Source organism: Gordonia amicalis NBRC 100051 = JCM 11271 (assembly GCF_000332995.1).
Classification (GTDB): domain Bacteria; phylum Actinomycetota; class Actinomycetes; order Mycobacteriales; family Mycobacteriaceae; genus Gordonia; species Gordonia amicalis.
The window spans coordinates 79,012-102,258 of record NZ_BANS01000027.1; the positions used below are offsets into that span (position 1 = coordinate 79,012).

The 23,247-nt window shown below is 67.6% G+C and carries 24 protein-coding genes; 19 read left to right on the top strand and 5 right to left on the bottom strand.

Annotation, left to right across the window (positions count from 1 at the left end):
- Positions 1-645 carry a TetR/AcrR family transcriptional regulator gene (locus GOAMI_RS14020; protein WP_006437199.1) on the bottom strand — a complete coding sequence of 215 codons (645 nt, stop codon included), beginning with the start codon at positions 643-645 and terminating at the stop codon, positions 1-3.
- A gap of 141 nt (positions 646-786) precedes the next feature.
- On the opposite strand from GOAMI_RS14020, the gene GOAMI_RS14025 reads away from it, so the two are divergent.
- From GOAMI_RS14025 to proB, 12 genes are all read left to right on the top strand, one after another.
- Positions 787-1,452, top strand: a complete 666-nt coding sequence (locus GOAMI_RS14025) for an SDR family NAD(P)-dependent oxidoreductase (protein WP_006437200.1) — start codon at positions 787-789, stop codon at positions 1,450-1,452.
- A complete protein-coding gene (locus tag GOAMI_RS23300; RefSeq protein ID WP_217996149.1) occupies positions 1,449-1,565 on the top strand; it encodes a hypothetical protein in 117 nt (38 codons plus the stop codon). Before GOAMI_RS14025 ends, GOAMI_RS23300 begins: the two co-directional genes overlap by 4 nt.
- A 67-nt stretch (positions 1,566-1,632) precedes the next feature.
- Positions 1,633-4,305 carry a valine--tRNA ligase gene (locus tag GOAMI_RS14030; protein ID WP_006437201.1) on the top strand — a complete coding sequence of 891 codons (2,673 nt, stop codon included), beginning with the start codon at positions 1,633-1,635 and terminating at the stop codon, positions 4,303-4,305.
- Positions 4,302-5,828, top strand: coding sequence for a bifunctional tetrahydrofolate synthase/dihydrofolate synthase (gene folC, locus GOAMI_RS14035; RefSeq protein ID WP_006437202.1), 1,527 nt, complete (start codon positions 4,302-4,304; stop codon positions 5,826-5,828). Before GOAMI_RS14030 ends, folC begins: the two co-directional genes overlap by 4 nt.
- A complete protein-coding gene (locus GOAMI_RS14040; RefSeq protein WP_006437203.1) occupies positions 5,825-6,214 on the top strand; it encodes a DUF4233 domain-containing protein in 390 nt (129 codons plus the stop codon). The genes folC and GOAMI_RS14040 overlap by 4 nt, the downstream gene beginning before the upstream one ends.
- A 204-nt stretch (positions 6,215-6,418) precedes the next feature.
- Positions 6,419-6,895, top strand: coding sequence for a hypothetical protein (locus GOAMI_RS14045; RefSeq protein ID WP_051995420.1), 477 nt, complete (start codon positions 6,419-6,421; stop codon positions 6,893-6,895).
- Positions 6,896-6,933: 38 nt separating this feature from the next.
- Positions 6,934-7,350 carry a nucleoside-diphosphate kinase gene (gene ndk / locus GOAMI_RS14050; protein ID WP_006437205.1) on the top strand — a complete coding sequence of 139 codons (417 nt, stop codon included), beginning with the start codon at positions 6,934-6,936 and terminating at the stop codon, positions 7,348-7,350.
- Positions 7,351-7,775: 425 nt separating this feature from the next.
- Complete coding sequence (locus GOAMI_RS14055; protein WP_040004841.1) at positions 7,776-11,126, top strand: translation initiation factor IF-2 N-terminal domain-containing protein; 3,351 nt, start codon at positions 7,776-7,778, stop codon at positions 11,124-11,126.
- A gap of 279 nt (positions 11,127-11,405) precedes the next feature.
- A complete protein-coding gene (gene rplU / locus GOAMI_RS14060; protein WP_006437207.1) occupies positions 11,406-11,717 on the top strand; it encodes a 50S ribosomal protein L21 in 312 nt (103 codons plus the stop codon).
- 38 nt (positions 11,718-11,755) lie between these two features.
- On the top strand, positions 11,756-12,019 hold the full coding sequence (rpmA, locus tag GOAMI_RS14065; protein ID WP_005198946.1) for a 50S ribosomal protein L27: 264 nt from the start codon (positions 11,756-11,758) through the stop codon (positions 12,017-12,019).
- Positions 12,020-12,115: 96 nt separating this feature from the next.
- Entirely contained in the window at positions 12,116-13,582 is a 1,467-nt protein-coding gene (gene obgE, locus GOAMI_RS14070) for a GTPase ObgE (RefSeq protein ID WP_006437208.1), read from the top strand.
- Positions 13,579-14,724 carry a glutamate 5-kinase gene (proB, locus tag GOAMI_RS14075; RefSeq protein WP_006437209.1) on the top strand — a complete coding sequence of 382 codons (1,146 nt, stop codon included), beginning with the start codon at positions 13,579-13,581 and terminating at the stop codon, positions 14,722-14,724. The genes obgE and proB overlap by 4 nt, the downstream gene beginning before the upstream one ends.
- Positions 14,725-14,728: 4 nt before the next feature.
- On the opposite strand, the gene GOAMI_RS14080 is transcribed toward proB, so the two are convergent.
- The 4 genes from GOAMI_RS14080 to ectA all read right to left on the bottom strand — a co-directional run bounded on the left by GOAMI_RS14080 (position 14,729) and on the right by ectA (position 18,097).
- Positions 14,729-15,607, bottom strand: coding sequence for a Sir2 family NAD-dependent protein deacetylase (locus tag GOAMI_RS14080; protein ID WP_006437210.1), 879 nt, complete (start codon positions 15,605-15,607; stop codon positions 14,729-14,731).
- 55 nt (positions 15,608-15,662) lie between these two features.
- Positions 15,663-16,097, bottom strand: coding sequence for an ectoine synthase (locus tag GOAMI_RS14085; RefSeq protein ID WP_006437211.1), 435 nt, complete (start codon positions 16,095-16,097; stop codon positions 15,663-15,665).
- A complete protein-coding gene (ectB, locus tag GOAMI_RS14090) occupies positions 16,094-17,383 on the bottom strand; it encodes a diaminobutyrate--2-oxoglutarate transaminase (RefSeq protein ID WP_006437212.1) in 1,290 nt (429 codons plus the stop codon). The genes GOAMI_RS14085 and ectB overlap by 4 nt, the downstream gene beginning before the upstream one ends.
- Positions 17,384-17,569: 186 nt before the next feature.
- A complete protein-coding gene (gene ectA, locus GOAMI_RS14095) occupies positions 17,570-18,097 on the bottom strand; it encodes a diaminobutyrate acetyltransferase (RefSeq protein ID WP_006437213.1) in 528 nt (175 codons plus the stop codon).
- Positions 18,098-18,261: 164 nt separating this feature from the next.
- Here ectA and rsmD point away from each other — a divergent pair, with 164 nt between their 5' ends.
- From rsmD to GOAMI_RS14130, 7 genes are all read left to right on the top strand, one after another.
- Entirely contained in the window at positions 18,262-18,822 is a 561-nt protein-coding gene (gene rsmD / locus GOAMI_RS14100) for a 16S rRNA (guanine(966)-N(2))-methyltransferase RsmD (RefSeq protein ID WP_006437214.1), read from the top strand.
- Positions 18,823-18,882: 60 nt separating this feature from the next.
- Positions 18,883-19,371, top strand: coding sequence for a pantetheine-phosphate adenylyltransferase (coaD, locus tag GOAMI_RS14105; protein ID WP_006437215.1), 489 nt, complete (start codon positions 18,883-18,885; stop codon positions 19,369-19,371).
- Between the two features lie 124 nt (positions 19,372-19,495).
- Positions 19,496-20,344: a DivIVA domain-containing protein gene (locus GOAMI_RS14110; protein ID WP_006437216.1), complete on the top strand. Its 849-nt coding sequence runs from the start codon at positions 19,496-19,498 to the stop codon at positions 20,342-20,344.
- Positions 20,345-20,386: 42 nt separating this feature from the next.
- A complete protein-coding gene (locus tag GOAMI_RS14115; protein WP_006437217.1) occupies positions 20,387-21,058 on the top strand; it encodes a YceD family protein in 672 nt (223 codons plus the stop codon).
- On the top strand, positions 21,051-21,779 hold the full coding sequence (gene rnc, locus GOAMI_RS14120; protein ID WP_006437218.1) for a ribonuclease III: 729 nt from the start codon (positions 21,051-21,053) through the stop codon (positions 21,777-21,779). Before GOAMI_RS14115 ends, rnc begins: the two co-directional genes overlap by 8 nt.
- Before the next feature lie 12 nt (positions 21,780-21,791).
- Positions 21,792-22,667, top strand: coding sequence for a bifunctional DNA-formamidopyrimidine glycosylase/DNA-(apurinic or apyrimidinic site) lyase (gene mutM / locus GOAMI_RS14125; RefSeq protein WP_006437219.1), 876 nt, complete (start codon positions 21,792-21,794; stop codon positions 22,665-22,667).
- Positions 22,668-22,852: 185 nt separating this feature from the next.
- Positions 22,853-23,247 (top strand): DUF222 domain-containing protein (locus tag GOAMI_RS14130; protein ID WP_157228324.1); only part of this gene is annotated, 395 nt, incomplete at its 3' end.

Sequence of the window (23,247 nt, forward strand, 5' to 3'; positions counted from 1 at the left end):
TCAGTCGTGGGTGGTCGTCCCCGACCCGGTCGTGGCGTATCGGGCGACGGTGGTGCGGACGGCCTCGTCGACCACCTCTGCGACGCGTTCGGCGCTGACCTCCCATCCAGGAACCAGGAGTGTCGGCCAGAAGACGTAATTGGAGATCATCCCCAGGAACTGGGTGGCTGCGAGCTCCACGTCCTCGACCCGTACCGTTCCCGCCTCGTGTTCGGCCAGGAGGTAGGTGCGCACGGACTCGAAGTAGGGCATCTTTCCGTGCGCGAACTGCGCGTCGGCCAACTCGGGGAACCGCGGGAGCTCGGAGATGACGATCCGGAACAGGTCGGTCATCCGCGGACGGCGCAGCAGTTCGGCGTAACGGCGACCGATGGTGCTCAGCCCGTCGATGATGTCGCCCGCCGGGGGAGTGTCCTCCTCGCTGGCGGTCGACCAGGATTCGGTCACCATGGCGTCGAACAGGGCGGCCTTGCTCGGGAACTGTTTGAACAGCGTGGCCCGTGAGACGCCTGAGCGTTCCGCGATTCGCGCCAGCGACGTTCGGTCGTAGCCCAGCTCGAGGAACAGCGCGTTCGCGGCCGTCAGGATCAGCGCGCGCTTCTCCTGTGCGATGCGCTGGTGATAGGTCGTCCCGGCTCCGGTCATGATCAGAGCATATGAGGTGAGTGGCTTGACTCACCATTCACACGGGCCTAGCGTCAATGGTGAGTTAGTCAACTCACCATCGACCGCGGACCGTCATCGCCGATGTCCCCGGTCGCCGCCCAGTGACCGGAGGAACCTCAGATGCGCCGATTCGACGACCAGACCGTGCTCGTGACCGGTGGGACCGGTGGACAGGGAGCGAGCCATGTACGCGCTTTTCACGCGGAGGGGGCGAACGTGGTGATCGGCGCGCGCGACGCCGAGCGCGGCGCGGCTCTCGCCGACGAGCTCGGGGCCAGGGCCTGCGCGATCCCCCTCGACGTCACAGACGAGAGCTCGTGGTCGAGCGCCCTTCAGGCCGCCGAGAACGCGTTCGGCGGCCTGAACGTGCTCGTCAACAACGCGGGCGTCCAGAACCCGCCTGCGTTGCTCGAGGACACGGACGAGGCCACGTGGTCGCGCATTCTCGGCACCAACTTGACCGGGACCTTCTTGGGCATCAGGGCCGCCGTACCGGCGCTGCGCCGCGCGGGAGGTGGAGCGATCGTCAACATCGGCTCGACAATGGGACTGGGCGGCACTGCGCTCTACGCGCCATACGTCGCCGGCAAGTGGGCCGTTCGTGGTCTCACCCGAACGGCAGCGCTCGAGCTCGGCCGCGACCGTATCCGCGTGAACGCCATCCACCCCGGCGTGATCGCGACGTCATTCATCCGAGAGCCGGCAGCCGGTGCCACGGCGGCGATCGCCGATTCCTACTCACCTGAGCCGTTCGCCTCCCGCGACTCGGCGAACCGACCGACGTGACCCGGCTTCTCCTGTTCCTCACGTCGTCAGACGCGTCGTTCATCACGGGATCGGAGTACGTCATCGACGGCGGACTTCTCCTCGGGCCGGCCCTTCCGGCCGAGACCGCATGAACCGACGCGCCGCTGCCGGGTACTGACGTGAGGTCCGGGGCGAGGTCACACCCGGCGGAAACATAGAATGGCGGCCGTGACATCACTCGACCCCACATCCGCGCCGCCCGAGAACGAGTTGCCGAAATCCTGGGACCCCGCCCAGCACGAGGCGACGCTCTACCAGGGCTGGGTCGATGCCGGCTACTTCACCGCCGACGCCAAGAGTGACAAGCCCCCGTTCTCCATCGTGATCCCGCCGCCCAACGTCAACGGGTCGCTGCACATGGGTCACGCGTATGAGCACGTCCTCATGGACGCGTTGTCGCGCCGTCGCCGGATGCAGGGCTACGAGGTGCTGTGGCTGCCCGGCATGGACCACGCGGCGATCGCGATGCAGACGATGGTCGAGCGCAAGCTGGCCACCGAGGGCAAAACCCGCGACGACCTGGGCCGCGACGCCTTCATCGAGCGCGTCTGGGCCGAGAAGGCCGAGATCGGCGGCAACATCGGCGAGCAGATGCGTCGCCTCGGTGACGGCGTGGACTGGTCGCGCGAGCGCTTCACGATGGACGAGGGTCTGTCGCGCGCGGTGCACACCGTCTTCAAGAAGATGTTCGACGACGGGCTGATCTACCAGGCCGAGCGTCTGGTCAACTGGTCTCCGGTCCTCAAGACCGCGGTCAGTGACATCGAGGTCAGCTACGCCGACGTCGAGGGTGAACTCGTCAGCTTCCGCTACGGCTCCCTCGACGACTCCGAACCCCACATCGTGGTGGCCACGACGCGTCTGGAGACGATGCTCGGCGACACCGCGATCGCCGTGCACCCCGACGACGAGCGCTATGCGCATCTGATCGGCACCGAACTGCCACACCCTTTCCTCGATCGGAAGATCCCGGTCGTCGCCGACGACTACGTCGACCCCGAATTCGGCAGCGGCGCAGTGAAGATCACCCCGGCGCACGACCCCAACGACTTCGCGCTCGGCCAGCGGCACAACTTGCCGATGCCGACGATCATGGACGAATCGGCCCGAATCGCCGACACGGGAACGCAATTCGACGGCATGGACCGTTTCGAGGCGCGGGTCAAGGTCCGCGAGGCCCTCGCCGAGCAGGGGCGCATCGTCAAGGAGGTGCGTCCGTACCTGCACAGCGTCGGACACTCCGAGCGCACCGGTGAGCCGATCGAACCCCGACTGTCGATGCAGTGGTGGGTCGACGTCTCGTCGCTGGCGCAGGCCGCCGGCGACGCCGTCCGGGACGGGTCCACGGTGATCCACCCGAAGTCGATGGAGCCGCGCTGGTTCGGCTGGGTCGACGACATGCACGACTGGTGCATCTCGCGTCAGCTGTGGTGGGGACATCGCATCCCGATCTGGTACGGCCCGGACGGCGAGGTCGTGTGCGTCGGACCCGATGAGGAGGCCCCGGAGGGGTACGTCCAGGAAACCGACGTCCTCGACACCTGGTTCTCCTCGGGCCTGTGGCCGTTCTCCACCATGGGCTGGCCGGAGAAGACCGACGACCTCGAGAAGTTCTATCCCACCTCGGTTCTCGTCACCGGATACGACATCCTGTTCTTCTGGGTGGCGCGGATGATGATGTTCGGGACCTACGTCGGCAAGGATCTGGGTCCGGGTAACGAGATACCGTTCCACAATTTGTTCCTGCACGGCCTGGTCCGCGACGAGCACGGCCGCAAGATGTCGAAGTCGAAGGGCAACGGCATCGATCCGCTCGACTGGGTCGAGCGCTTCGGGGCCGACGCGCTGCGCTTCACCCTGGCTCGCGGTGCCAACCCGGGCGCGGACATCTCGGTGGGCGAGGATCACGCCCAGTCGTCGCGCAACTTCGCGACCAAGCTGTACAACGCGACCAAGTTCGCGCTGATGAACGGCGCCAAGGTCGCCGAGCTCCCCGATGCGTCGGCCCTGACCGACGCCGACCGGTGGATTCTCGGCCGTCTCGACGAGGTGCTCGCCGAGGTCGACGCCGGCTTCGAGTCCTACGAGTTCTCCAAGGCCTGTGAGTCGCTCTATCACTTCGCCTGGGACGAGGTGTGCGACTGGTACCTCGAGCTGGCCAAGGTCCAGTTCGCCGAGAATGACGAGAAGCGTTCGGAGACAACATCTGTCGTGCTCGGTGCGGTTCTCGAACCGCTGCTGCGCGCGCTGTCGCCGGTGATGCCCTTCGTCACCGAGGTGCTGTGGAAGACGCTCACCGGGGGCGAATCGCTCGTCATCGCCGAGTGGCCGACCCCGTCGGGACGCGACTGGTCGAGCGATTCGGCGGCTCGCATCGCCGATCTGCAGCGCCTCATCACCGAGGTGCGCCGCTTCCGCAGCGACCAGGGACTGCGTCCGGGGCAGCGGGTCGCCGCCCAGTTCGACGGACTGGGGGAGTCCGGCCTCGAGCCGTTGCTGCCCTACGTGCAGTCGCTGGCGCGTCTCGATGCCGCCGGACCCGGCTTCGGGGCCACCGCGACCATCGAGGTCCGCCTGTCCGTCGCAACCGTCACCGTCGCCATCGACACCTCCGGAACCGTGGACGTCGAAGCCGAACGGAAGCGTCTCACCAAGGACCTGGCGGTCGCCGAGAAGGAACTGGCGACCACCTCGGCCAAACTCGGCAACGAGCAGTTCCTGTCCAAGGCTCCCGACCAGGTGGTGAGCAAGATCCGGAACCGCCAGCGGATCGCCACCGAAGAGGTCGAGCGGCTGAACGCGAAGCTGGCGAGTCTGGCCGGCGGCGCGTGAGCGACGAGACCGGCTTCCCGGAAGAGGATCCCGCCGTCGTCGGCGAGGACCCGCTGGGATTGTCGGAGCTGCTCGACGCCGAGGAACGAGCGGCAGACGCCGAGACCGACCGGCCGCCGCTGACCGTCCACGACAGTGCAGACGATCTCGCCGAACTCGCCGAGGTCGAGGCCGAACTCGACACCCGCTGGCCCGAGACCAGGATCGAACCGTCGCTGACGCGCATCGCGGCCCTGATGGACCTGCTCGGGTCGCCCCAGCACAGCTACCCGGCGATCCACGTCGCGGGTACCAACGGCAAGACGTCGGTGACGCGGATGATCGATGCGCTGATGACCGCTCTGCACCGCCGGACCGGCCGGATCACGAGCCCGCACCTGCAGCGGGTCACCGAGCGGATCTCGGTCGACGGCAAGCCGATCCGCGCGCGGACCTACATCGACACCTACCGCGAGCTCGAGCCGTACATCACGATGGTCGACGACAGCTCGACCGCCGCGGGCGGCCCGCGGATGAGCAAGTTCGAGGTGCTGACCGCGATGGCCTACGCGGTCTTCGCCGAGGCCCCGGTCGACGTCGCGGTGGTCGAGACCGGCATGGGTGGACGCTGGGACGCCACCAACGTCATCGACGGAATCGTTTCGGTCATCACGCCGATCGCGATGGACCACGCCGACTACCTCGGCGACACGCTCACCGCCATCGCGGGGGAGAAGGCAGGGATCATCAAACCCGGCGAGCCCGGCGCACTCGGCGCCGTCGACCCGGTCACGATCATCGCCGAGCAGAGCCCCGAGGTGATGGACGTGCTGCTGCGCGCTGCCGTCGAGGCGGGCACGGTCGTCGCCCGTCAGGGTTCGGAGTTCGCGGTTCTCGACTCCGCCACCGCCGTCGGCGGCCAGATGCTGAGAATCCAGGGACTCGGCGGCGTCTACGACGAGGTCTTCCTGCCGTTGCACGGCGCCCACCAGGCCGCCAACGCATCTCTGGCCCTCGCCGCGGTGGAGGCGTTCTTCGGGGCCGGCCCCGATCGCCAGCTCGACATCGACGCGATCCGGAGCGGGTTCGCCGCCGTCGGCAACCCCGGACGGCTCGAGCGGCTGCGCAGTGCACCGACGGTCTTCGCCGACGCCGCACACAACCCGCACGGTGCGACCGCATTGGCTCAGGCGCTGGCCGAGGAATTCGACTTCCGCCGCCTCATCGGCGTCATCGGAGTGCTCGGCGACAAGGACGCCCGAGGACTACTCGAGGCTCTCGAGCCCGTGTTCGACGCCGTCGTCATCACCAACAACGGCTCGCCGCGTGCCCTCGACGCCGAGACGCTCGCAGAGTACGCACACGAGGTGTTCGGCGAGGAACGGGTCGTCGTCAAGCCGTTCCTGCCCGACGCCGTCGAAGAAGCCATCGCCCTCGCGGAGGACTCCGAAGGTCAGCGTGTCTCGGGTGCGGGAGTCGTCATCACCGGGTCGGTCGTGACCGCCGGCGCCGCCCGCACCCTGTTCGGTAAGGAACCCTCATGACCCGGTACACGCCGCCCACCAACGACCCGTGGAAGGGCCTGCGCGGGGTGATGGCCGGCACGATGATCCTCGAGGTCATCGTGATCATCCTGGCGTTCCCGATCGTCTGGCGACTCGGCGGCGGCCTGACCTGGCTGTCCGGCGGCTACCTGACCCTCCTCGTGCTCGCGATGATCGCGGCCGCAGGGATGCAGGGCCGCCCGTACGCGCTGAAGCTCGACCTCGGCCTGCAGGTGGCGGTGATCGTCGGTGGCATCTTCCACTGGTCCATCGCCGTCGTCGGTGTGGTCTTCGGATCGGTCTGGCTCTACATCGTCTACATCAAGCGAGATGTGGAGAAACGCGTCGAACTGGGCATGCTCCCCGGTCAGGAACCGATCGACTGACGCGCGTTCCACCTGGGGAGTCAACGCTGTCCCGACGGCGGTTTGGTGGTCGCAAGACCTGTGTCCGGACCGTTATCGGCGAACGGGAGCGGACCGGGAGGGTTGCTGCAACAATGGCGCAAGCCGTGGGGAGCCGGCGAGTTCCCGCCTGGCTTCATCCCACCGCAACCCGCCATCGTGACGACATCCAACGTGAGGACGTACGTGCAGTTCCTGTTTTCCCGGACCCCCGCCGGTTCTGATCGCCCCCGCACCTCCGCTCGAATCGGCCGCTCGGCCGGAATGGCCCTCGTCGGTGCGGCGGCATTCGCTCTGACCGCGCCCGCCGTCGCCTCGGCGGCACCCGCACCAGAGCAGACGCCGCCGGCCCTGGAAGCGTTCGCGGTACCCGAGGCAGGCGCTCCGGTGCCCGTTTCGCAGGGTGAGTTCAGCTACCTTGCGACCCACTCCGTCACCAAGCGCGCGGCCGGCATGAAGGCGCCCGAGGCCATCGCGACGTTGCCGGTGCCCGCCCAGTACCGTCCGGCGAATCTCGCTCTCGCGCAACAATTCGACCTCGCTCTCGCCGGTGCGTTGGCCTCGCCCGGTGGGTGTCTCCAGGTCGTCGTCGACCCGCAGTCGCGGTCGGGCAGCCTGTTCAACTACGGCTTCTTCCCGGTCGCCGGTGAGTACTGCTCCTGACCGTCGGAATCCGGTCGCCGGTCGTTAAGGTGTGAGTCGTGACTGAACGCACTCTCGTACTCATCAAGCCGGACGGCGTCCAACGCTTGCTCGTCGGCGACATCATCAGCCGCATCGAGCGCAAGGGGCTCACTCTTGTGGCTCTCGAGCTCAAGACCGCAAGCGACGAGGTCGCCCGCGGCCACTACGCGGAACACGAGGGCAAGCCCTTCTACCCCTCGTTGCTGGAGTTCATCACCTCCGGCCCGCTGGTCGCGGCCGTCCTCGAGGGGCCGCGCGCCGTCGCGGCCTTCCGGCAGATCGCCGGCGGCACCGATCCCGTCGAGAAGGCGGTGCCCGGCACCATCCGCGCGGACTACGCCCTGAACACCCAGTACAACCTGGTCCACGGCTCGGACTCGCCGGAATCGGCCGAGCGTGAGATCGCTCTCTGGTTCCCCGAACTCGCAGGCTGACCGGGGTTCCCTCGGTTCGACGCGCGGCTCAAACGCGCATACTTTGCGGTCATCCGACCACCGTGTGGGATACTTGCAGGGTTATCGTCGGCACACTTTGCCGACGATGGCCGGATGACGCGCCCTGGTTCGGCGCGTCTCGGTGCGGTAGGTCCGCATCGCGACGCCCACAACCACAGCTGATCCCGCCGAGGTTCGTACTGCTGCCAGCAGCCGAACACTCAGGCTCTGCCCTGTGCCCGGTGGCGTGGAAGGCGCCCGGGATGCGGTCATCGACACAGCAAGAGCGTTCTCTGCTGAACCGACTCTCGGATCAGCGTGATGACGCGGAGACCACACAACACCGGTCATACGTGACCGGGACACAGAGCAGACCCTCGCGTGGCCGCGTCAGCCCGACGCGCCCGGGGGTTCGAGGAGACTGAGTGACCGACAACGGGTCACCGGCTGACGCGAACGCAGCGTCAGAACCGGTGGAAGAATTTCCCAGCAAACTTCGTGTGCACGCACTGGCCCGCTTCCTGGGCCTGACGAGTCGGCAGGTGCTGGCGCACCTGGCCAATCTCGGGGTGCAGACGCGCAGCCCGCAATCCAGCGTCGACCGTGAGTTGGCGCAGGCCGTGGCCGAACGGGTGCGGGCCAACGTGGAGGCGGACGAGGCGGTGACGCCGGTCCCGGCCGAAGAGGCCACCCCCGAGGCGCCGCAGGTCGAAGAACCGGCCCCCGAGGCCCCGAAGGTCGAAGAGGCCACCCTTGAGGCCCCGACGGTCGAAGAGCCGGCCGTCGAGGTTCCGAAGGTCGAGGAGCCGCCGAGTCTGTTCTCGGCCGCGGCTACCCGCTACGACGAGCCGGTCGCCGCGCAGGCCGCCGAGGACGACACGTCCTTCGGCACCCAGCCGCTGTTCCTCCAGCCACAGGCGCCCGCCGAGAAGCCGAAGACCGCACGTGCGGCGAAGCAGGCCGAGAAGCCGGCGCAGCCCGAGAAGCCGGCGCAGCCCGAGAAGCCAGCGCAGCCCGAGAAGTCAGAGCAGCCCGACAAGCCGGCGAAAGCCGAGAAGAAGGCGCCGCCGACCGGCGCACCTTCTGCCGACACCTCCGCTGACGACCAGGCTCCCGAAGAGGACGCCGACGAGACCGACACCGACAGCACCGACGCCGACGACTCGGGTTCGGGTCGTAGCCGTCGTCGCCGTCGCGGACGTCGTGGTCGTGGTCGCGGCCGCGGTGACCAGGGCGAGTCCGGCGATTCGTCGGATGACACCGAGTCGGACGAGACCGGTGACCGCGCCGAGGACTCGGCAACCGACTCCGAGTCGACGGCCGACGAGTCCGGCGACGAGAAGAAGACGGATGAGTCGCAGTCCGAGGAGTCTGCCGCCGGTGATGGCGAGCCGACCGGACGCCGACGTCGTCGCAGCCGGCGGTCAGCCGGAGAGAACTCGGAGGAGGCCGATCAGAAGGAGGCCGCTTCCGCGGATGTGTCGGAGGGCGACTCCTCGACGGCCACCGATTCCGGTGACGACACCGAGTCGGACGACGGTGAAGGCGACGACTCGGATGAGGCGTCCTCGACCCGCCGTCGGCGTCGCCGCCGTCGGCGCAAGGGCGGGGGGGAGCCCGACGAGGGTTCGCCGGACGATCCGCCGAACACGGTGGTCCACGAACGCGAGCCCCGGAGCAAGCGTGCGCGCGACGAGGTGCAGGGCATCTCCGGTTCGACCCGGCTCGAGGCCAAGCGTCAGCGCCGTCGCGACGGACGCGACGCGGGCCGTCGACGCCCGCCGATCCTGACCGAGTCGGAGTTCCTCGCCCGTCGCGAGGCCGTCGACCGCGTGATGGTGGTGCGCGAGCGCAGCGCCAACAGCAGCATCTCCGACGGCGACGGCCACGAGCTCGCCGCGGTGGAGGACTACACCCAGGTCGCGGTGCTCGAGGACGGCGTCCTCGTCGAGCACTTCGTCACCACGGCGACGTCGTCGTCGATGGTGGGCAACATCTACCTCGGCCGCGTGCAGAACGTGCTTCCCGGCATGGAGGCGGCTTTCGTCGACATCGGCCGCGGCCGCAACGGTGTGCTGTACGCCGGCGAGGTCAACTGGGATGCTGCCGGACTCGACGGCGGCTCGCGGAAGATCGAGCAGGCGCTCAAGCCCGGCGACAACGTGCTGGTGCAGGTCAGCAAGGACCCGGTGGGACACAAGGGCGCCCGCCTGACCACGCAGATCTCGCTGGCCGGCCGGTACCTCGTCTACGTGCCGGGCGGGTCGTCGACCGGTATCAGCCGCAAGCTGCCCGACGTCGAGCGCAAGCGTCTCAAGCAGATCCTGGCGAAGCTCGTGCCCGACGAGGCCGGGGTGATCATCCGCACCGCCTCGGAAGGCGTCAGTGCCGAGGAGCTCGGTGCCGACATCGCTCGTCTCGAATCGCAGTGGAAGTCGATCGAGGAATCGGTCGCGCAGGCCAAGAAGGGTGGCTCGTCGGCTCCGCGTGCGCTGTACGAGGAGCCCGATCTGCTGGTTCGCGTGGTGCGTGACCTGTTCAACGAAGACTTCAAGAAGCTCGTCGTGGAGGGCGACAAGGCGTGGAACCTCGTCGAGGGTTACGTCAGTTCCGTCGCACCCGACCTCATGGAGCGGGTCGAGCAGTTCAGCAAGCCGCACGCCGATGCACCCGACTCGTTCGTGGTCCATCGCATCGACGAGCAACTGGCAAAGGCGCTCGACCGCAAGGTGTGGCTGCCGTCGGGCGGCACGCTGATCATCGAGCACACCGAGGCCATGACGGTCGTCGACGTCAACACCGGCAAGTTCACCGGTTCGGGGGGCAACCTCGAGGAGACGGTCACCCGCAACAACCTCGAGGCGGCCGAGGAGATCGTGCGGCAGATGCGCCTGCGCGACATCGGCGGCATGATCATCGTCGACTTCATCGACATGGTCCTCGAGTCCAACCGTGACCTGGTGCTGCGTCGCCTCACCGAGGCCCTGGCTCGGGACCGAACCCGCCACCAGGTGTCGGAGGTGACCTCGCTCGGCCTGGTGCAGATGACCCGCAAGCGTCTCGGAACCGGTCTGCTCGAGGCGTTCTCGACCCCGTGCTCGACGTGCGGCGGTCGCGGCCTGATCGTGCACACCAACCCGGTCGAGGTGCGCGGCGACGACTCGGCGCGTTCGGAGAGCGCCGGTCCCAAGCGTTCGCGCCGCGGCAAGAAGAAGTCGGAGGCACCCGCCGAGACCAAGCCGGCGCCGCAGCCGGCACACAAGCCCGCTGCCGAACACCCGTTGTTCCGGGCCATGGCCGCACACAACCACGACGACGAGCACCCCGAGGGCGAGTACCACGAGGGTGATCACACCGAGGGCGCGCCCGAGGAGTCGACCGCCGCCGGCGCCCCAGTGGCGACGGAAGCGACCGAGACGAAGGCGCCGTCCGAGAAGCCGGAGAAGCCCGAGCCGGTGGCCGAGACCGTGTCGGAACCGGACACCGCGGAACCGGAAGCGGCGGAAGCGGAGCCGGTGAAGGTCGAGGAACCGGTCGTGTCGACCGACGGGCAGGCTCCCGCGGTGGCCAAGCGCCGCCGCCGGGTGGTCCGGCGCCCGGCGCAGACGACCACCGCACCGGAGAACGTGGTGATGACGGCCGTCGACGCGGCACCGGAGGCGCCCAAGACGACCTTCGGTCCGGTCTCCACCGGGGAGTCCGTGGTCGCGGTCCGCCGGCGCCCGCGGAAGCGCACGGCGGGCCGGCCCGCCGGACCGCCGCCGACCGACAGCTGATCGCCGAGGGACGGGCCGGCGGGGCTGGTTTGACCCGGCCACCGCCGTTCCCGTAACCTTGGAAAGTCGCCTCCCGCGGAGGGTCTGCGCTGTTCTGCGTGCCACGTGCACCGGCGGCGGCGCGAATCCCGTGGCAGGCCCTCTGGTGTGATCTGCAGCCACTCCCGGTCAGCTGACTGGGTCGACTGCGGCCCGCGCCGGGATGCACTACACGAACGCCTTCGAGAGCGCCTCGGCGCTGGCGAGGGCCCGACCAGACGAGTAAGAGGAAGAACTTCGATGGCAACGTACGCGATCGTCAAGACCGGCGGTAAGCAGTACAAGGTCGCTGAGGGCGACATTGTCAAGGTCGAGAAGATCGACGAGAAGGTCGGCTCCACGGTGAGCCTGCCGGTCGCGTTGGTCGTCGACGGCTCGACCCTGACCACCGACGCCGACAAGCTGGCCAAGATCTCGGTCACCGGCGAGGTCGTGGAGCACGTCAAGGGCCCCAAGATCCGCATCCACAAGTTCAAGAACAAGACCGGCTACCACAAGCGCCAGGGTCACCGTCAGAAGCTGACGCTCCTGAAGGTCACCGGGATCAAGTAGTTCGACCAGCTTCGCGAAGACCTCAGGAGGACTGACACATGGCACATAAGAAGGGCGCATCGAGCTCGCGCAACGGTCGCGATTCCAATGCCCAGCGACTCGGGGTGAAGCGCTTCGGCGGCCAGCAGGTGAGCGCGGGAGAGATCCTGGTTCGTCAGCGCGGCACCAAGTTCCACCCCGGCGTGAACGTCGGTCGCGGTGGCGACGACACCCTGTTCGCGCTCGCCGCAGGCGCGGTGGAGTTCGGCAGCAAGCGTGGCCGCAAGACGGTCAACATCGTCCCGGAAACCGCTCAGGTCTGACCCGAGCTATCCGGCACGACAAGCCTTTTCGCAGGGCGGGCAGGGTCATCACGTACCCGGCCCGCCCTGTTCTTTTTTGGATGGAAGAAGGATTCGATGTCACGGTTCGTCGACCGCGTGACCATTCACGTCGCGGCGGGCAACGGTGGCCACGGCTGCGCCTCGGTCCACCGGGAGAAGTTCAAACCTCTCGGCGGCCCGGACGGCGGTAATGGCGGGAACGGCGGGTCGGTGCGCCTCGTCGTCGACCCGCAGGTGCACACTCTGCTCGACTTCCACTTCCGTCCGCATGCCAAGGCGAGCAACGGCAAACCCGGTGCCGGCGACAACCGTGACGGCGCCAACGGCGAGGATCTCGTCCTCAAGGTGCCCGACGGTACCGTCGTGCTCGACGAGAACGGCACCATTCTCGCCGACCTGGTCGGCGCCGGAACGACTTTCGAGGCGGCACAGGGCGGTCGAGGCGGCCTCGGCAACGCCTCGCTCGCGTCGAAGGCCCGCAAGGCCCCCGGCTTCGCCCTCCTCGGTGAGGACGGCCAGGAACGTTCCCTCGTTCTCGAGCTGAAGTCCGTGGCCGACGTCGGTCTCGTCGGCTTCCCGTCGGCGGGTAAGTCGTCGCTGGTGTCGGTGCTGTCGGCGGCCAAGCCGAAGATCGCCGACTATCCGTTCACCACCCTCGTGCCGAATCTCGGTGTGGTCCAGACCGCCGGTGAGGTGTTCACCATCGCCGACGTGCCCGGCCTGATCCCAGGTGCGTCGACCGGCCGTGGTCTCGGACTCGAGTTCCTGCGCCACCTCGAGCGGTGCGCCGTCCTCGCGCATGTCGTGGACTGCGCGACCCTCGAACCCGGTCGCGACCCGGTGTCCGACATCGATGCCCTCGAGGCCGAACTCGCCGCCTACCGCCCGGCGCTCGACGCCGATCACGGTCTGGGCGACCTGGCCGAGCGTCCGCGTGTGGTGATCCTCAACAAGATCGACGTCCCCGATGCCGCCGAACTCGCCGACCTCGTCGAACCCGAACTCGCCGAACGCGGTTGGCCGGTCTTCCGGATCTCGGCCGTGGCCCACGAGGGTCTGCGCGAACTGACCTTCGCACTGGCGAAGATGGTCCGCGAGTACCGGGAAGCCCAGCCCGCCAAGGTGCCCCGCCGCGCGATCATCCGTCCGAAGGCTGTCGACGACACCGGGTTCACCATCGTCCGCGATCCGGAGATCGAGGGCGGTTTCATCGTGCGCGGTTCACGTCCGGAGCGCTGGATCGCGCAGACGCAGTTCGACAACGACGAGGCCGTCGGCTACCTGGCGGACCGCCTCAACCGGCTCGGCGTCGAAGACGAACTGGTGAAGCTGGGTGCGGAGCCCGGTGCGCCGGTCACCATCGGTGCGGTCACCTTCGACTGGGAGCCGAGCACGCCCATGGGCGAGGACGTCCCGGTCACCGGACGCGGCACCGACATCCGACTCGACCGCAACGATCGCGTGGGCGCCGCCGAACGTAAGCAGGCGCGCCGGCTGCGCCGCGGGCTGCCCGTCGAGGACGGAGAGCAGGACCAGTCGTGACCGCGGAAGCCCGCATCGAGGTTCGGGGCGTTCGGGAACAGATCGCGCACGCGCGCAGCGTCGTGGTGAAGATCGGCTCGTCGGCTCTGACCGACCTGACCGAGGGACTCGATCGGGATCGGCTCAACGCCTTGGCCGACGCGCTCGAAGCGCGGATGCGTGCCGGCTCCGATGTCATCGTGGTGTCGTCGGGTGCGATCGGCGCGGGTATCGCCCCGCTGGGTCTCAAGAAGCGTCCGACGGACCTCGCAACCAAGCAGGCCGCGGCAAGCGTCGGACAACTGGCGCTGGCGCATGCCTGGGGGACCTCGTTCGCCCGCTACGGCCGCACCGTGGGGCAGGTCCTGCTGACCGCAGACGACATCTCCAACCGGTCGCATCACGCCAACGCCCAACGCACGCTTGATCGTCTGCGGTCGTTGGGTGCGGTGGCCGTGGTCAACGAGAACGACACGGTGGCGACGAACGAGATCAGGTTCGGCGACAACGACCGGCTCGCCGCCCTCGTCGCCCACCTCAGCGGCGCCGACGCGCTCGTGCTGCTCTCCGATGTCGACGGACTCTACGACGGCGACCCGCGCAAGGTGGGCGTCGACGGTCGACGTGCCCGTCTGATCCCCGAGGTGAATGGGCCCGAGGATCTCGACGGCGTCATCGCCGGGTCGGGGGGAGCGCTCGGTACCGGCGGGATGGCCTCGAAACTGGCCGCGGCCCGCCTGTCCGCGGATGCCGGTGTCCCGGTCCTGCTGGCCGCCGCCTCGTCGGCGGCGCAAGCTCTCGCCGACGCCTCGGTGGGTACGGTGTTCGCCGCCCGCGAGGAGCGGTTGTCCGCACGTCGGTTCTGGGTGCGTCACGCCGCGGACACGCGGGGTCGGATCGTCCTCGACGACGGTGCGGTGGCTGCGGTATCCCATCGGCGTCGTTCGCTTCTCGCCGCCGGCGTGGTCGGCGTCGAGGGCCGGTTCTTCGATGGCGACGTCGTCGAACTGGTGGACCAGCGCGGGGCGGTGAAGGCGCGCGGGGTCGCCTCGTATGACTCCGACGACGTCACCTCGATGGTCGGCCGCCAGACCGACGAACTCCCGGCCGAACTGCAGCGGCCCGTCGTGCACGCCGACGACCTGGTCGTCGTGTCGCGCTGAACTTCTAGCCTGCAGCCAGGGCCGGCAGCACGACCCCGGCCCGATGGTCGATCTTGAGCACGGCCAGCTCGTCGGCGCGGGTGTGTCCGCGGTTCACGATGATCAGCGGCTTACCGGCGCGATGGGCCCGGCGCGCGAACCGCAGGCCGGACATGACCGTCAGGGACGACCCCACCACCAGCAGCGCGTCGGACTCGTCGACCGCGGAGAATGCCTGGGCGACAAGTGGTTTCGGAACCGTCTCGCCGAAGTAGACGATGTCGGGTTTGAGGATGCCCCCGCAGTGCGGGCAGTCGATCATCACGAAGTCGGAGGTGTCGGAGAGCGTCGCATCCGCATCGGGTGCCACCTCGATGGCGCCGCGTCCCGCGACCCGGTCGGCGAAGCCGGTGTTGACCTTCTCGAGCTCCTCTGCGAGCCGGTGCCGGGAGATCCGCCAGTCGCAGGTCAGGCAGCGTACGCGCCCATAGCACCCGTGGAGTTCCAGCACTCCCTTCGTCCCGGCCTTCGTGTGCAGCATGTCGACGTTCTGAGTGATCACCGTCGAGACCGCGCCGCGGCGTTGCAGTTCGGTGAGCGCCAGATGCGCCGTGTTGGGTAGTGCGGCGTCCATGTGACGCCAGCCGAGATGATTACGCGCCCAGTAGTGCCGGCGGAACTCGGGGGAGGACAGGAACATCTCCAGGGTCATCGGCGTGCGTGGCGGTGAACCCGGGCTGCGGTAGTCGGGTATTCCCGAGTCGGTGGAGATGCCGGCTCCGGTCAGGACCGCGACGCGACGCCCGGCCAGGATGTCGGACGCGAGCTCGATGCGCTCGGCGACATCATCGTCGAGGGGCGTGTGTTCGGCCGGGGCGTGGCCGAGCTGAAGACGAGTGCGCACCCTGCCCAGGATAGGCAGGGTGCGCACTCGGAATGCTCTTCTGAGCTGGCGTCCGTCAGGACACGACGGTCTCCTCGGCATGTTTGCCGGCCGGCTGCGGCACGGCGACCAGCGGGTACACGCCGTTCTCGTCGTGCACCTCGGTGCCGACGACCGGCGGATTGAACACGCACAGCATCCGCATCTGCGTGTCGGCGGTGACCGTGTGGCGTTCGTGACCGTTCAGCAGGTACATCGTGCCGGGGGCCAGCGGATAGGTCTCGCCGGTCTCCCGGTCGAGCAGGGTACCCGTGCCCTCGACGAGCCAGACGGCCTCGATGTGGTTGGCGTAGTGGAATTCGTTCACGCTGCCGGCGGCGATGGTGGTCTCGTGGAACGAGAACCCCACGCCGTCGCCGCCGAGGACGATGCGCTTGGAGACCCAGTTGCCCTTGGGGTCCGCGACATCGCGATCGGTACCGGTGATCTCCTGGGTGGTTCGGACGATCATCCGATCACCTCCTTGACTGCGTCGGAAAGGATGGACAGGCCGCGGTCGAGGTCCTCGCGGGAGATGGTCAGCGGCGGGAGCAGCTTGACGACCTCGTCGGACGGACCCGACGTCTCGGCGAGCAACCCGGCGCCGAAGGCCTGCGCACAGACCTTCCCGGCTGCCGTGTGATCGTCGAACGCCAGGCCGCGGACCATGCCGCGACCGCGGGTCGAGATGCCCTCGTAACGGTTGCAGAGCTCGGAGAAGACCTCGTGGATGCGCTCACCCTTCGCGTGGATCTCCCGGGTCAGGGTGTCGTCGGACCAGTAGGTCTCGATGGCCTTGGCGGCGGTGACGAAGGCGGGGTTGTTGCCGCGGAACGTGCCGTTGTGTTCGCCGGGGGTCCAGACGTCGAGCTCGGGCTTGAACAGGGTCAGCGCGAAGGGCAGACCGTAGCCGCTGATCGACTTGGACAGCGTGACGATGTCGGGCTTGATGCCGGCCTCCTCGAACGAGAAGAACTCGCCGGTCCGGCCGCAGCCCATCTGGACGTCGTCGACGATGAGCAGGATGTCGCGGCGCTCGCACAGGTCCGACAGCGCGCGCAGCCACTCGGCGCGTGCGACGTTGACGCCGCCCTCGCCCTGCACGGTCTCGACGATCACCGCGGCGGGACGGTTCAGGCCGCTGCCCGAGTCGTCGAGGACGCGCTCGAACCAGGCGAAGTCCTCCATGACGCCGCCGAAGTAGTTGTCGAACGGCATCGGGGTGGCGTGGACCAGGGGGATACCGGCGCCCGCGCGCTTCATCGAGTTGCCGGTGACCGACAGCGAACCCAGGGTCATGCCGTGGAAGGCGTTGGTGAAGCTGATGATCGACTCACGGCCGGTCACCTTGCGGGCCAGCTTGAGGGCCGACTCGACGGCGTTGGTGCCCGTCGGACCGGGGAACTGGATCTTGTAGTCGAGTCCGCGCGGCTGAAGGATGTGCTGGTGGAACTTCTCGATGAAGTTCCCCTTGGCGACGGTGGCCATGTCCAGGCCGTGGGTGATGCCGTCGGACTCGATGTACTCGATCAGAGCCTTCTTAAGCGCGGGGTTGTTGTGCCCGTAGTTCAGCGAACCGGCGCCCGCGAAGAAGTCCAGGTACTCCCGACCGTTCTGGTCGGTGATGTAGGAACCCTTGGCGGTGGTGAAGACCGCAGGCCAGTTGCGGCAGTAGCTGCGCACCTCGGATTCGTGGGTCGTGAAGATGGAATCGTCGAAGGACTTTTCCAGAACGGGGGTGGCGTCGAGAAGTTGCATATCGGTGCTTCCTTCTATGGGTGACATCGTGAGTTCGGTGCCCATCGGCGATATGAACTCGAAAAGCGGCGTCGCGCAGCGACGCTGTGGTGGATCAGCGCCAACGATGTTGCGGCACTGCGCATCCGGAAACCGTCGGTCAGGGGCTGTGCCGCGGTCCGGGGTGCTGAGGGATCACGCGCGAGCTCAGGGCTCGGGGATCTCCGGTTCCAGCATGTAGAGGTCCTCGGGCTCGTGCGAGTCCGGGAAAGCGTTGGCGGCGAACAGATCACGGCGTTCGAAACGCAGGCCGCGAGCCTTCGCCACCGACTCGAACAGTCGCTGCGACGGAATGTTGTCGGGACTGATCGTGGTGTGCATCGCCACCATGCCGAGGCGGTTCACGCGATCGAAGAGGTGGTGCAGCATGGACCCGGCGATGCCGTGTCCGCGCATCGAGTCGTCGACGGCGACCTGCCACACCATGAGGGTGGATGGATCGTTCTGGCGACGATATCCGGTGACGAAACCGACCGGACGGCCATCGACTTCGGCGATGATCGAGGTCTGGGCGAAGTCGTGACACCACAGCACATAGGAATACGACGAGTTGACGTCGAGAACCTTTGAGTCCGAGGCGATTTCCCAGAGGCGGGTACCGTCGGCGACAGTCGGCATCCGATAGTCGACGGTAAGGACAGTTGTTGGGGCCGTTCTTGTTTGTGAAGGGCTCATAACGCCATCGACGTTAACAACGCGTGTCGGCGAAGTCACCCACCTGCGGAAATTGCCTCGTCGAACCCCTACCTTCTACCTGATCAGACATGCAATGTGAAGTGAGTCACAAGAGTGTCACCCACGGGTGTCATCGGGGCTTCACGGGAGAGCAGAATGGCCCCATGACGAGGATTATCGCGGGCGAGCTGCGGGGGAGACGGCTCCGCGTTCCGGGCGAGGGAACTCGTCCCACTTCCGATCGTGTGCGGGAGTCGGTATTCAACATCCTCGACGCCCGATTCGATCTCGACGGGCTCTGGGTTCTCGATCTGTACGCCGGTTCCGGCGCCCTCGGCATCGAGGCGGTCTCACGAGGAGCGGCCGGCGCGACCTTCGTCGACTCGGCACGGAAGGCGGCCGCGGTCATCGGGGCCAATGTGCAGGCCTGTGGCATCGCCTCGTCGACCACGGTACTGACGAGACCGGTGTCCGCCTATCTGTCCTCGCCGCCCGAACGGAAGTACGACCTCGTGTTCTCCGACCCGCCGTACGCGGTCGACGCGACGGCGCTCTCCGAGGACCTGACCAGACTGGCCGCGACACGGCTCGCCGACGATGCCCTGGTGGTCGTGGAGCGCTCCGCCCGCTCCACCGGCCGGATCTGGCCCGCCGGCTTCGAGGTGTTGGTGGACAAGAACTACGGCGACACCCGGGTCGAGGTCGCAGAGTTCACCGGTGCCTGAGACGCCGCCGCGCAGCTCCTGACGACACTGAGGCGTAGGACCTGACGGTAAGTTCAGGCCATGACGACGGCAGTGTGTCCCGGTTCCTTCGATCCCTTCACCCTCGGCCACCGTTACGTGGTCGAACGCGCCGCGGCGTGTTTCGACGAGGTGGTCATCACCGTGGTGGTCAATCCCAACAAGCGCGGGATGTTCAGCGTCGAGGAGCGGATCGCGCTCATCGAGGAGGATTGTGCCGATCTGCCCGGCGTGCGGGTCGATCGCTGGGAAGGGCTTCTCGTCGACTATCTGAAGCAGGAGTCGATCCACACGATCGTCAAGGGCCTCCGGTCGGCGGTCGACTTCGACTACGAGGTTCCGATGGCCCAGATGAACCGCGCGCTCGCCGATGTGGAGACGGTCTTCCTTCTCACCGATCCCCGGTTCGCGCATGTCTCGAGTTCGCTCGTCAAAGAGGTGGCCAAGCTCGGCGGCGACGTCGCGCCGTTCTTGTCGTCGCACATCCACAAGCGCCTCACGGCAAAGCTGACCGGTGAGCGGTCCGTCTGAGGAATCACCTGGGGAAACCCGCGACACACCCCACGCGCTTCACTAATCACAGGCGCAACATTCGGCACAATAGTCACAGATTCACCAACTGTTGCAAACAGGCAAGCGCCGGATTGGAGTGGCTGTGTACCGGGTATTTGAGGCTCTCGACGAGCTCGTGGCGATTGTCGAGGAGGCACGGAGTGTGCCGATGACCGCGGGTTGCGTCGTGCCGCGTGGTGACGTGCTCGAACTCCTCGACGACATCAAGGACTCGATCCCGGGCGAGCTCGACGACGCTCAGGACGTCCTCGACCAGCGCGACACGCTCATCGGTGATGCGCGTGAGCACGCCGAGACGACGGTCGCCAAGGCCGACTCCGAATCCGAGGCCGTCCTCGCCCACGCCCGGGCGGAGGCCGATCGCATCCTGTCCGAGGCCAAGGCTCAGGCCGATCGCATGGTCGACGAGGCGAGCTCGCATTCGCACTCGCTCGTCGAGGATGCCACCGAAGAGGCACGCCGGCTCCAGACCAGTGCTGCCCGCGAATTCGAGGCCGTCACCGGGCGCGCACGGGCCGAGGCGCAGCGCACCATCGACGCGGCGAACAACACCTACGACAAGTCGGTGGCCGACGGCATCGCCGAACAGCAGCGCCTCGTCTCCGAGACCGAGGTCGTCGGCGCCGCCAAGTCGGAGGCCGAGCGCATCATCGACGCCGCGCACGCCGAGGCGGACCGTCTGCGTGGCGACTGCGACGTCTACGTCGACGAGAAGCTGGCCCAGTTCGAGGAGATCCTCACCGGGACACTGCGTTCGGTGAACCGCGGACGGCACCAGCTGCGCACCGGCGCCGGCATGCACGACTACGTCGAATACCCACGCAGCGTGGACGATGCGGCACGCGACTCGCGCGGCGACCACTCGCGGTCGCGCGAGACGTCGACCCGGAATTCCTACGACCGTGACCAGGGATCCCCGCTGGCGGTGTGACCGGTCGGGCGACCGACCCGGCACACACCGTGGCGTCAGTCGATGATTCGCGATCGCGAGCGTATGGTGCAGTTTGTGTCTGATCATGCTGTGACATCAGAACCGTCGCACGGTCCCGATTCCGCGCCACGGCGCGATCCCTTCGTCCTCGACGTCCGGTCGCTGGGTCGTCGCCCGGGCACCATGTCAGAGGTGCACCGGACGGTGGCGACCCCGGACAAGCTCGGAGTCGAGATGATCGGCATCCCGGCCGGCTCGGACGTCGATCTCGACCTCCGGCTCGAGTCGGTGAGCGAGGGAATCCTGGTGACCGGCACCGCGTGCGGCGAGACCGCGGGGCAGTGTTCGCGCTGCCTCGAGCCGATCGACGGCACGGTGACGGTGTTCCTCACCGAACTGTTCGCGTACCCGGACAGTGTGACCGAGCAGACCACCGAGGAAGACGACGTGCACCGCATCGTCGACGACCGCATCGATCTCGAACAGTCGATCATCGACGCGGTGGCGCTGGAACTCCCGATGTCGCCGCTGTGTTCACCGGACTGCCCCGGGCTCTGCCAGGTGTGCGGTATCCGGTTGGCGGTCGCCGAACCCGGCCACGCGCACGAGCTGATCGACCCTCGGTGGGCCGGTCTCGCTAACAAGTTCTCCGAGCTCGCAGAGGAAGACAAGGCGGACGAGGACAAACCGGGCGATCAGGAACGTCGTGACTGAGACCACTCGCGAGGACGGTCGGCGTGCCGCGCTGCTCGCCGCTCTCGACACCGACATCCCCGAACACCTTCTGACACTGGCGCTCACGCACCGTTCCTATGCCTACGAGCACGGCGGGCTGCCGACCAACGAGCGCCTCGAGTTCCTCGGGGACTCCGTTCTCGGTGTGGTGATCACCGAACGCCTGTACCTCCGATTCCCGGACCGCCCCGAGGGTGAGCTCGCCAAGATCCGTGCCAGCGTGGTGAACATGCACGCGCTCGCCGACGTGGCCCGCGGGCTCGGCGACGAGGGCGGCCTGGGCAAGTACCTGTATCTCGGCCGCGGCGAGGAGATGACCGGCGGCCGCGACAAGGACTCGATCCTCGCGGACGGCCTCGAATCGCTGTTCGGCGCAGTGTTTCTCAGTCACGGGCTGGAGACCTCGCAGCGGATCATCCTGCGACTCTTCGACGAACGCATCGAGAAGGCCGGGCAACTCGGCGCGGGGCTGGACTGGAAGACCTCGCTGCAGGAGCTGAGCTCGGAACGCGGTTACGGCCCGCCGCAGTACCAGATCTCGTCCACCGGACCGGACCACAACAAGGAGTTCACCGCGATCGCGATGGTCGCGGGGGAGAACCTGGGCGAGGGCGTCGGACGCACCAAGAAAGAGGCCGAGCAGCAGGCGGCGGCCCTCGCGTGGACGGCGCTCACCGAACGCGCCGCCGCCTCCTCGTGACACCGGCAGTCCATGCCTGAACTACCCGAGGTCGAGACCGTGCGCATGGGTCTCGAGAAGCATCTGACCGGGCGCACGGTGACCTCGGTCGAGGTACGCCATCCGCGTGCCGCGCGTCGCCACGTCGGCGGCGAACCGGACCTGATCGGTCGCCTGTCCGGCAAACGTGTCACCGGGGTGCGTCGTCGCGGCAAGTACATGTGGATCGATGTCGCCGACGACACCGACCGCGCCGCCCTCGTGGTGCATCTCGGCATGAGCGGTCAGATGCTGATCGCCCGCGACGGGGCACCCGATCACACCCACCTGCGCATCCGCGCCGCCCTCGACGACGACAACGAGTTGCGTTTCGTCGACCAGCGAACCTTCGGCGGATGGCATCTCGACGACTACGCGGTGTCCGAGGGCGCCGACGACATCCCGGTGTCGGTCGCGCACATCGCGCCCGACCCGTTCGACCCGGCCTTCGACGCGGCAGCGGTCGTGACCCGGATGCGCGCCAAACACTCGGAGATCAAGCGCGTCCTGCTCGACCAGACCGTCATCTCCGGGGTCGGCAACATCTACGCCGACGAGGCGCTGTGGCGTGCGCGACTGCACGGCGCACGTATCGCGGAGACGATCTCGCGCAAGAAGCTGCTCGAACTGATCGACGCGGCGACCGCGGTGATGACCGAGGCGGTGGAGGTCGGGGGTACGTCCTTCGACGCGCTGTACGTCAACGTCAACGGCCAGTCGGGCTACTTCGAACGCTCGCTCAACGCCTACGGACGCGAGGGGCTGCCGTGCCGCCGCTGCGGGGCGATCATGCGCCGGGAGTCGTTCATGAACCGCAGCTCGTACTTCTGCCCGAAGTGCCAGACCGTGCCTCGGCGCCGTGCACGTTGAGTCACTGATACTTCCTGCGCAGCTCTGACGCGTCCGGTGAAGGTGACGAGCGTTCCGCGGAACGCTCGAAGCGCCGTGACCAGCTACTTTGTCGGTGGGCGCCGATACGTTGTTCGTATATCCGTTCGAACGGCTGGGGGCCTGGGGTGTCTGTTTCGGTGCTGCACGGTGAGAACGTGTCGTCGATGTTCGATGGCGCGGATCCGGCGTCTCTGTCAGATGACGCGCTGGAAAGACGAGTACTCGGTTATGCCGCGCAGATCACCGCGCTCACCGCCGAGTTCTTGTCTCTGGTGGCGGAATTGGATGAGCGGCAGTCGTGGAGGGGGCCGGGTGTTCATTCGCTCGCGCACTGGATGTCGTGGAAGGCAGGTGTCTCTCAGCGCACGGCGCAGGAGCAGATACGGGTGGCGAAGGCATTGACGGAGTTGCCGCTGATCCGGGAGGCGTTCGGTGCGGGGCGGTTGTCGTATTCGAAGGTGCGGGCGCTGACGCGGGTCGCGACCTCGTTGCGGGAGAAGGAGCTGGTGAATCTGGCGTTGTCCTGTACGGCGTCGCAGCTGGAGCGGGCGGTACGTGT

Coding starts and splice junctions, on each gene's coding strand:
- GOAMI_RS14020 (WP_006437199.1), bottom strand. CDS start 645: ATGACCGGAGCCGGGACGACCTATCACCAGCGCATCGCACAGGAGAAG.
- GOAMI_RS14025 (WP_006437200.1), top strand. CDS start 787: ATGCGCCGATTCGACGACCAGACCGTGCTCGTGACCGGTGGGACCGGT.
- GOAMI_RS14030 (WP_006437201.1), top strand. CDS start 1,633: ATGGCGGCCGTGACATCACTCGACCCCACATCCGCGCCGCCCGAGAAC.
- GOAMI_RS14040 (WP_006437203.1), top strand. CDS start 5,825: ATGACCCGGTACACGCCGCCCACCAACGACCCGTGGAAGGGCCTGCGC.
- rplU (WP_006437207.1), top strand. CDS start 11,406: ATGGCAACGTACGCGATCGTCAAGACCGGCGGTAAGCAGTACAAGGTC.
- rpmA (WP_005198946.1), top strand. CDS start 11,756: ATGGCACATAAGAAGGGCGCATCGAGCTCGCGCAACGGTCGCGATTCC.
- obgE (WP_006437208.1), top strand. CDS start 12,116: ATGTCACGGTTCGTCGACCGCGTGACCATTCACGTCGCGGCGGGCAAC.
- GOAMI_RS14085 (WP_006437211.1), bottom strand. CDS start 16,097: ATGATCGTCCGAACCACCCAGGAGATCACCGGTACCGATCGCGATGTC.
- ectB (WP_006437212.1), bottom strand. CDS start 17,383: ATGCAACTTCTCGACGCCACCCCCGTTCTGGAAAAGTCCTTCGACGAT.
- ectA (WP_006437213.1), bottom strand. CDS start 18,097: ATGAGCCCTTCACAAACAAGAACGGCCCCAACAACTGTCCTTACCGTC.
- rsmD (WP_006437214.1), top strand. CDS start 18,262: ATGACGAGGATTATCGCGGGCGAGCTGCGGGGGAGACGGCTCCGCGTT.
- coaD (WP_006437215.1), top strand. CDS start 18,883: ATGACGACGGCAGTGTGTCCCGGTTCCTTCGATCCCTTCACCCTCGGC.
- GOAMI_RS14115 (WP_006437217.1), top strand. CDS start 20,387: ATGATTCGCGATCGCGAGCGTATGGTGCAGTTTGTGTCTGATCATGCT.
- mutM (WP_006437219.1), top strand. CDS start 21,792: ATGCCTGAACTACCCGAGGTCGAGACCGTGCGCATGGGTCTCGAGAAG.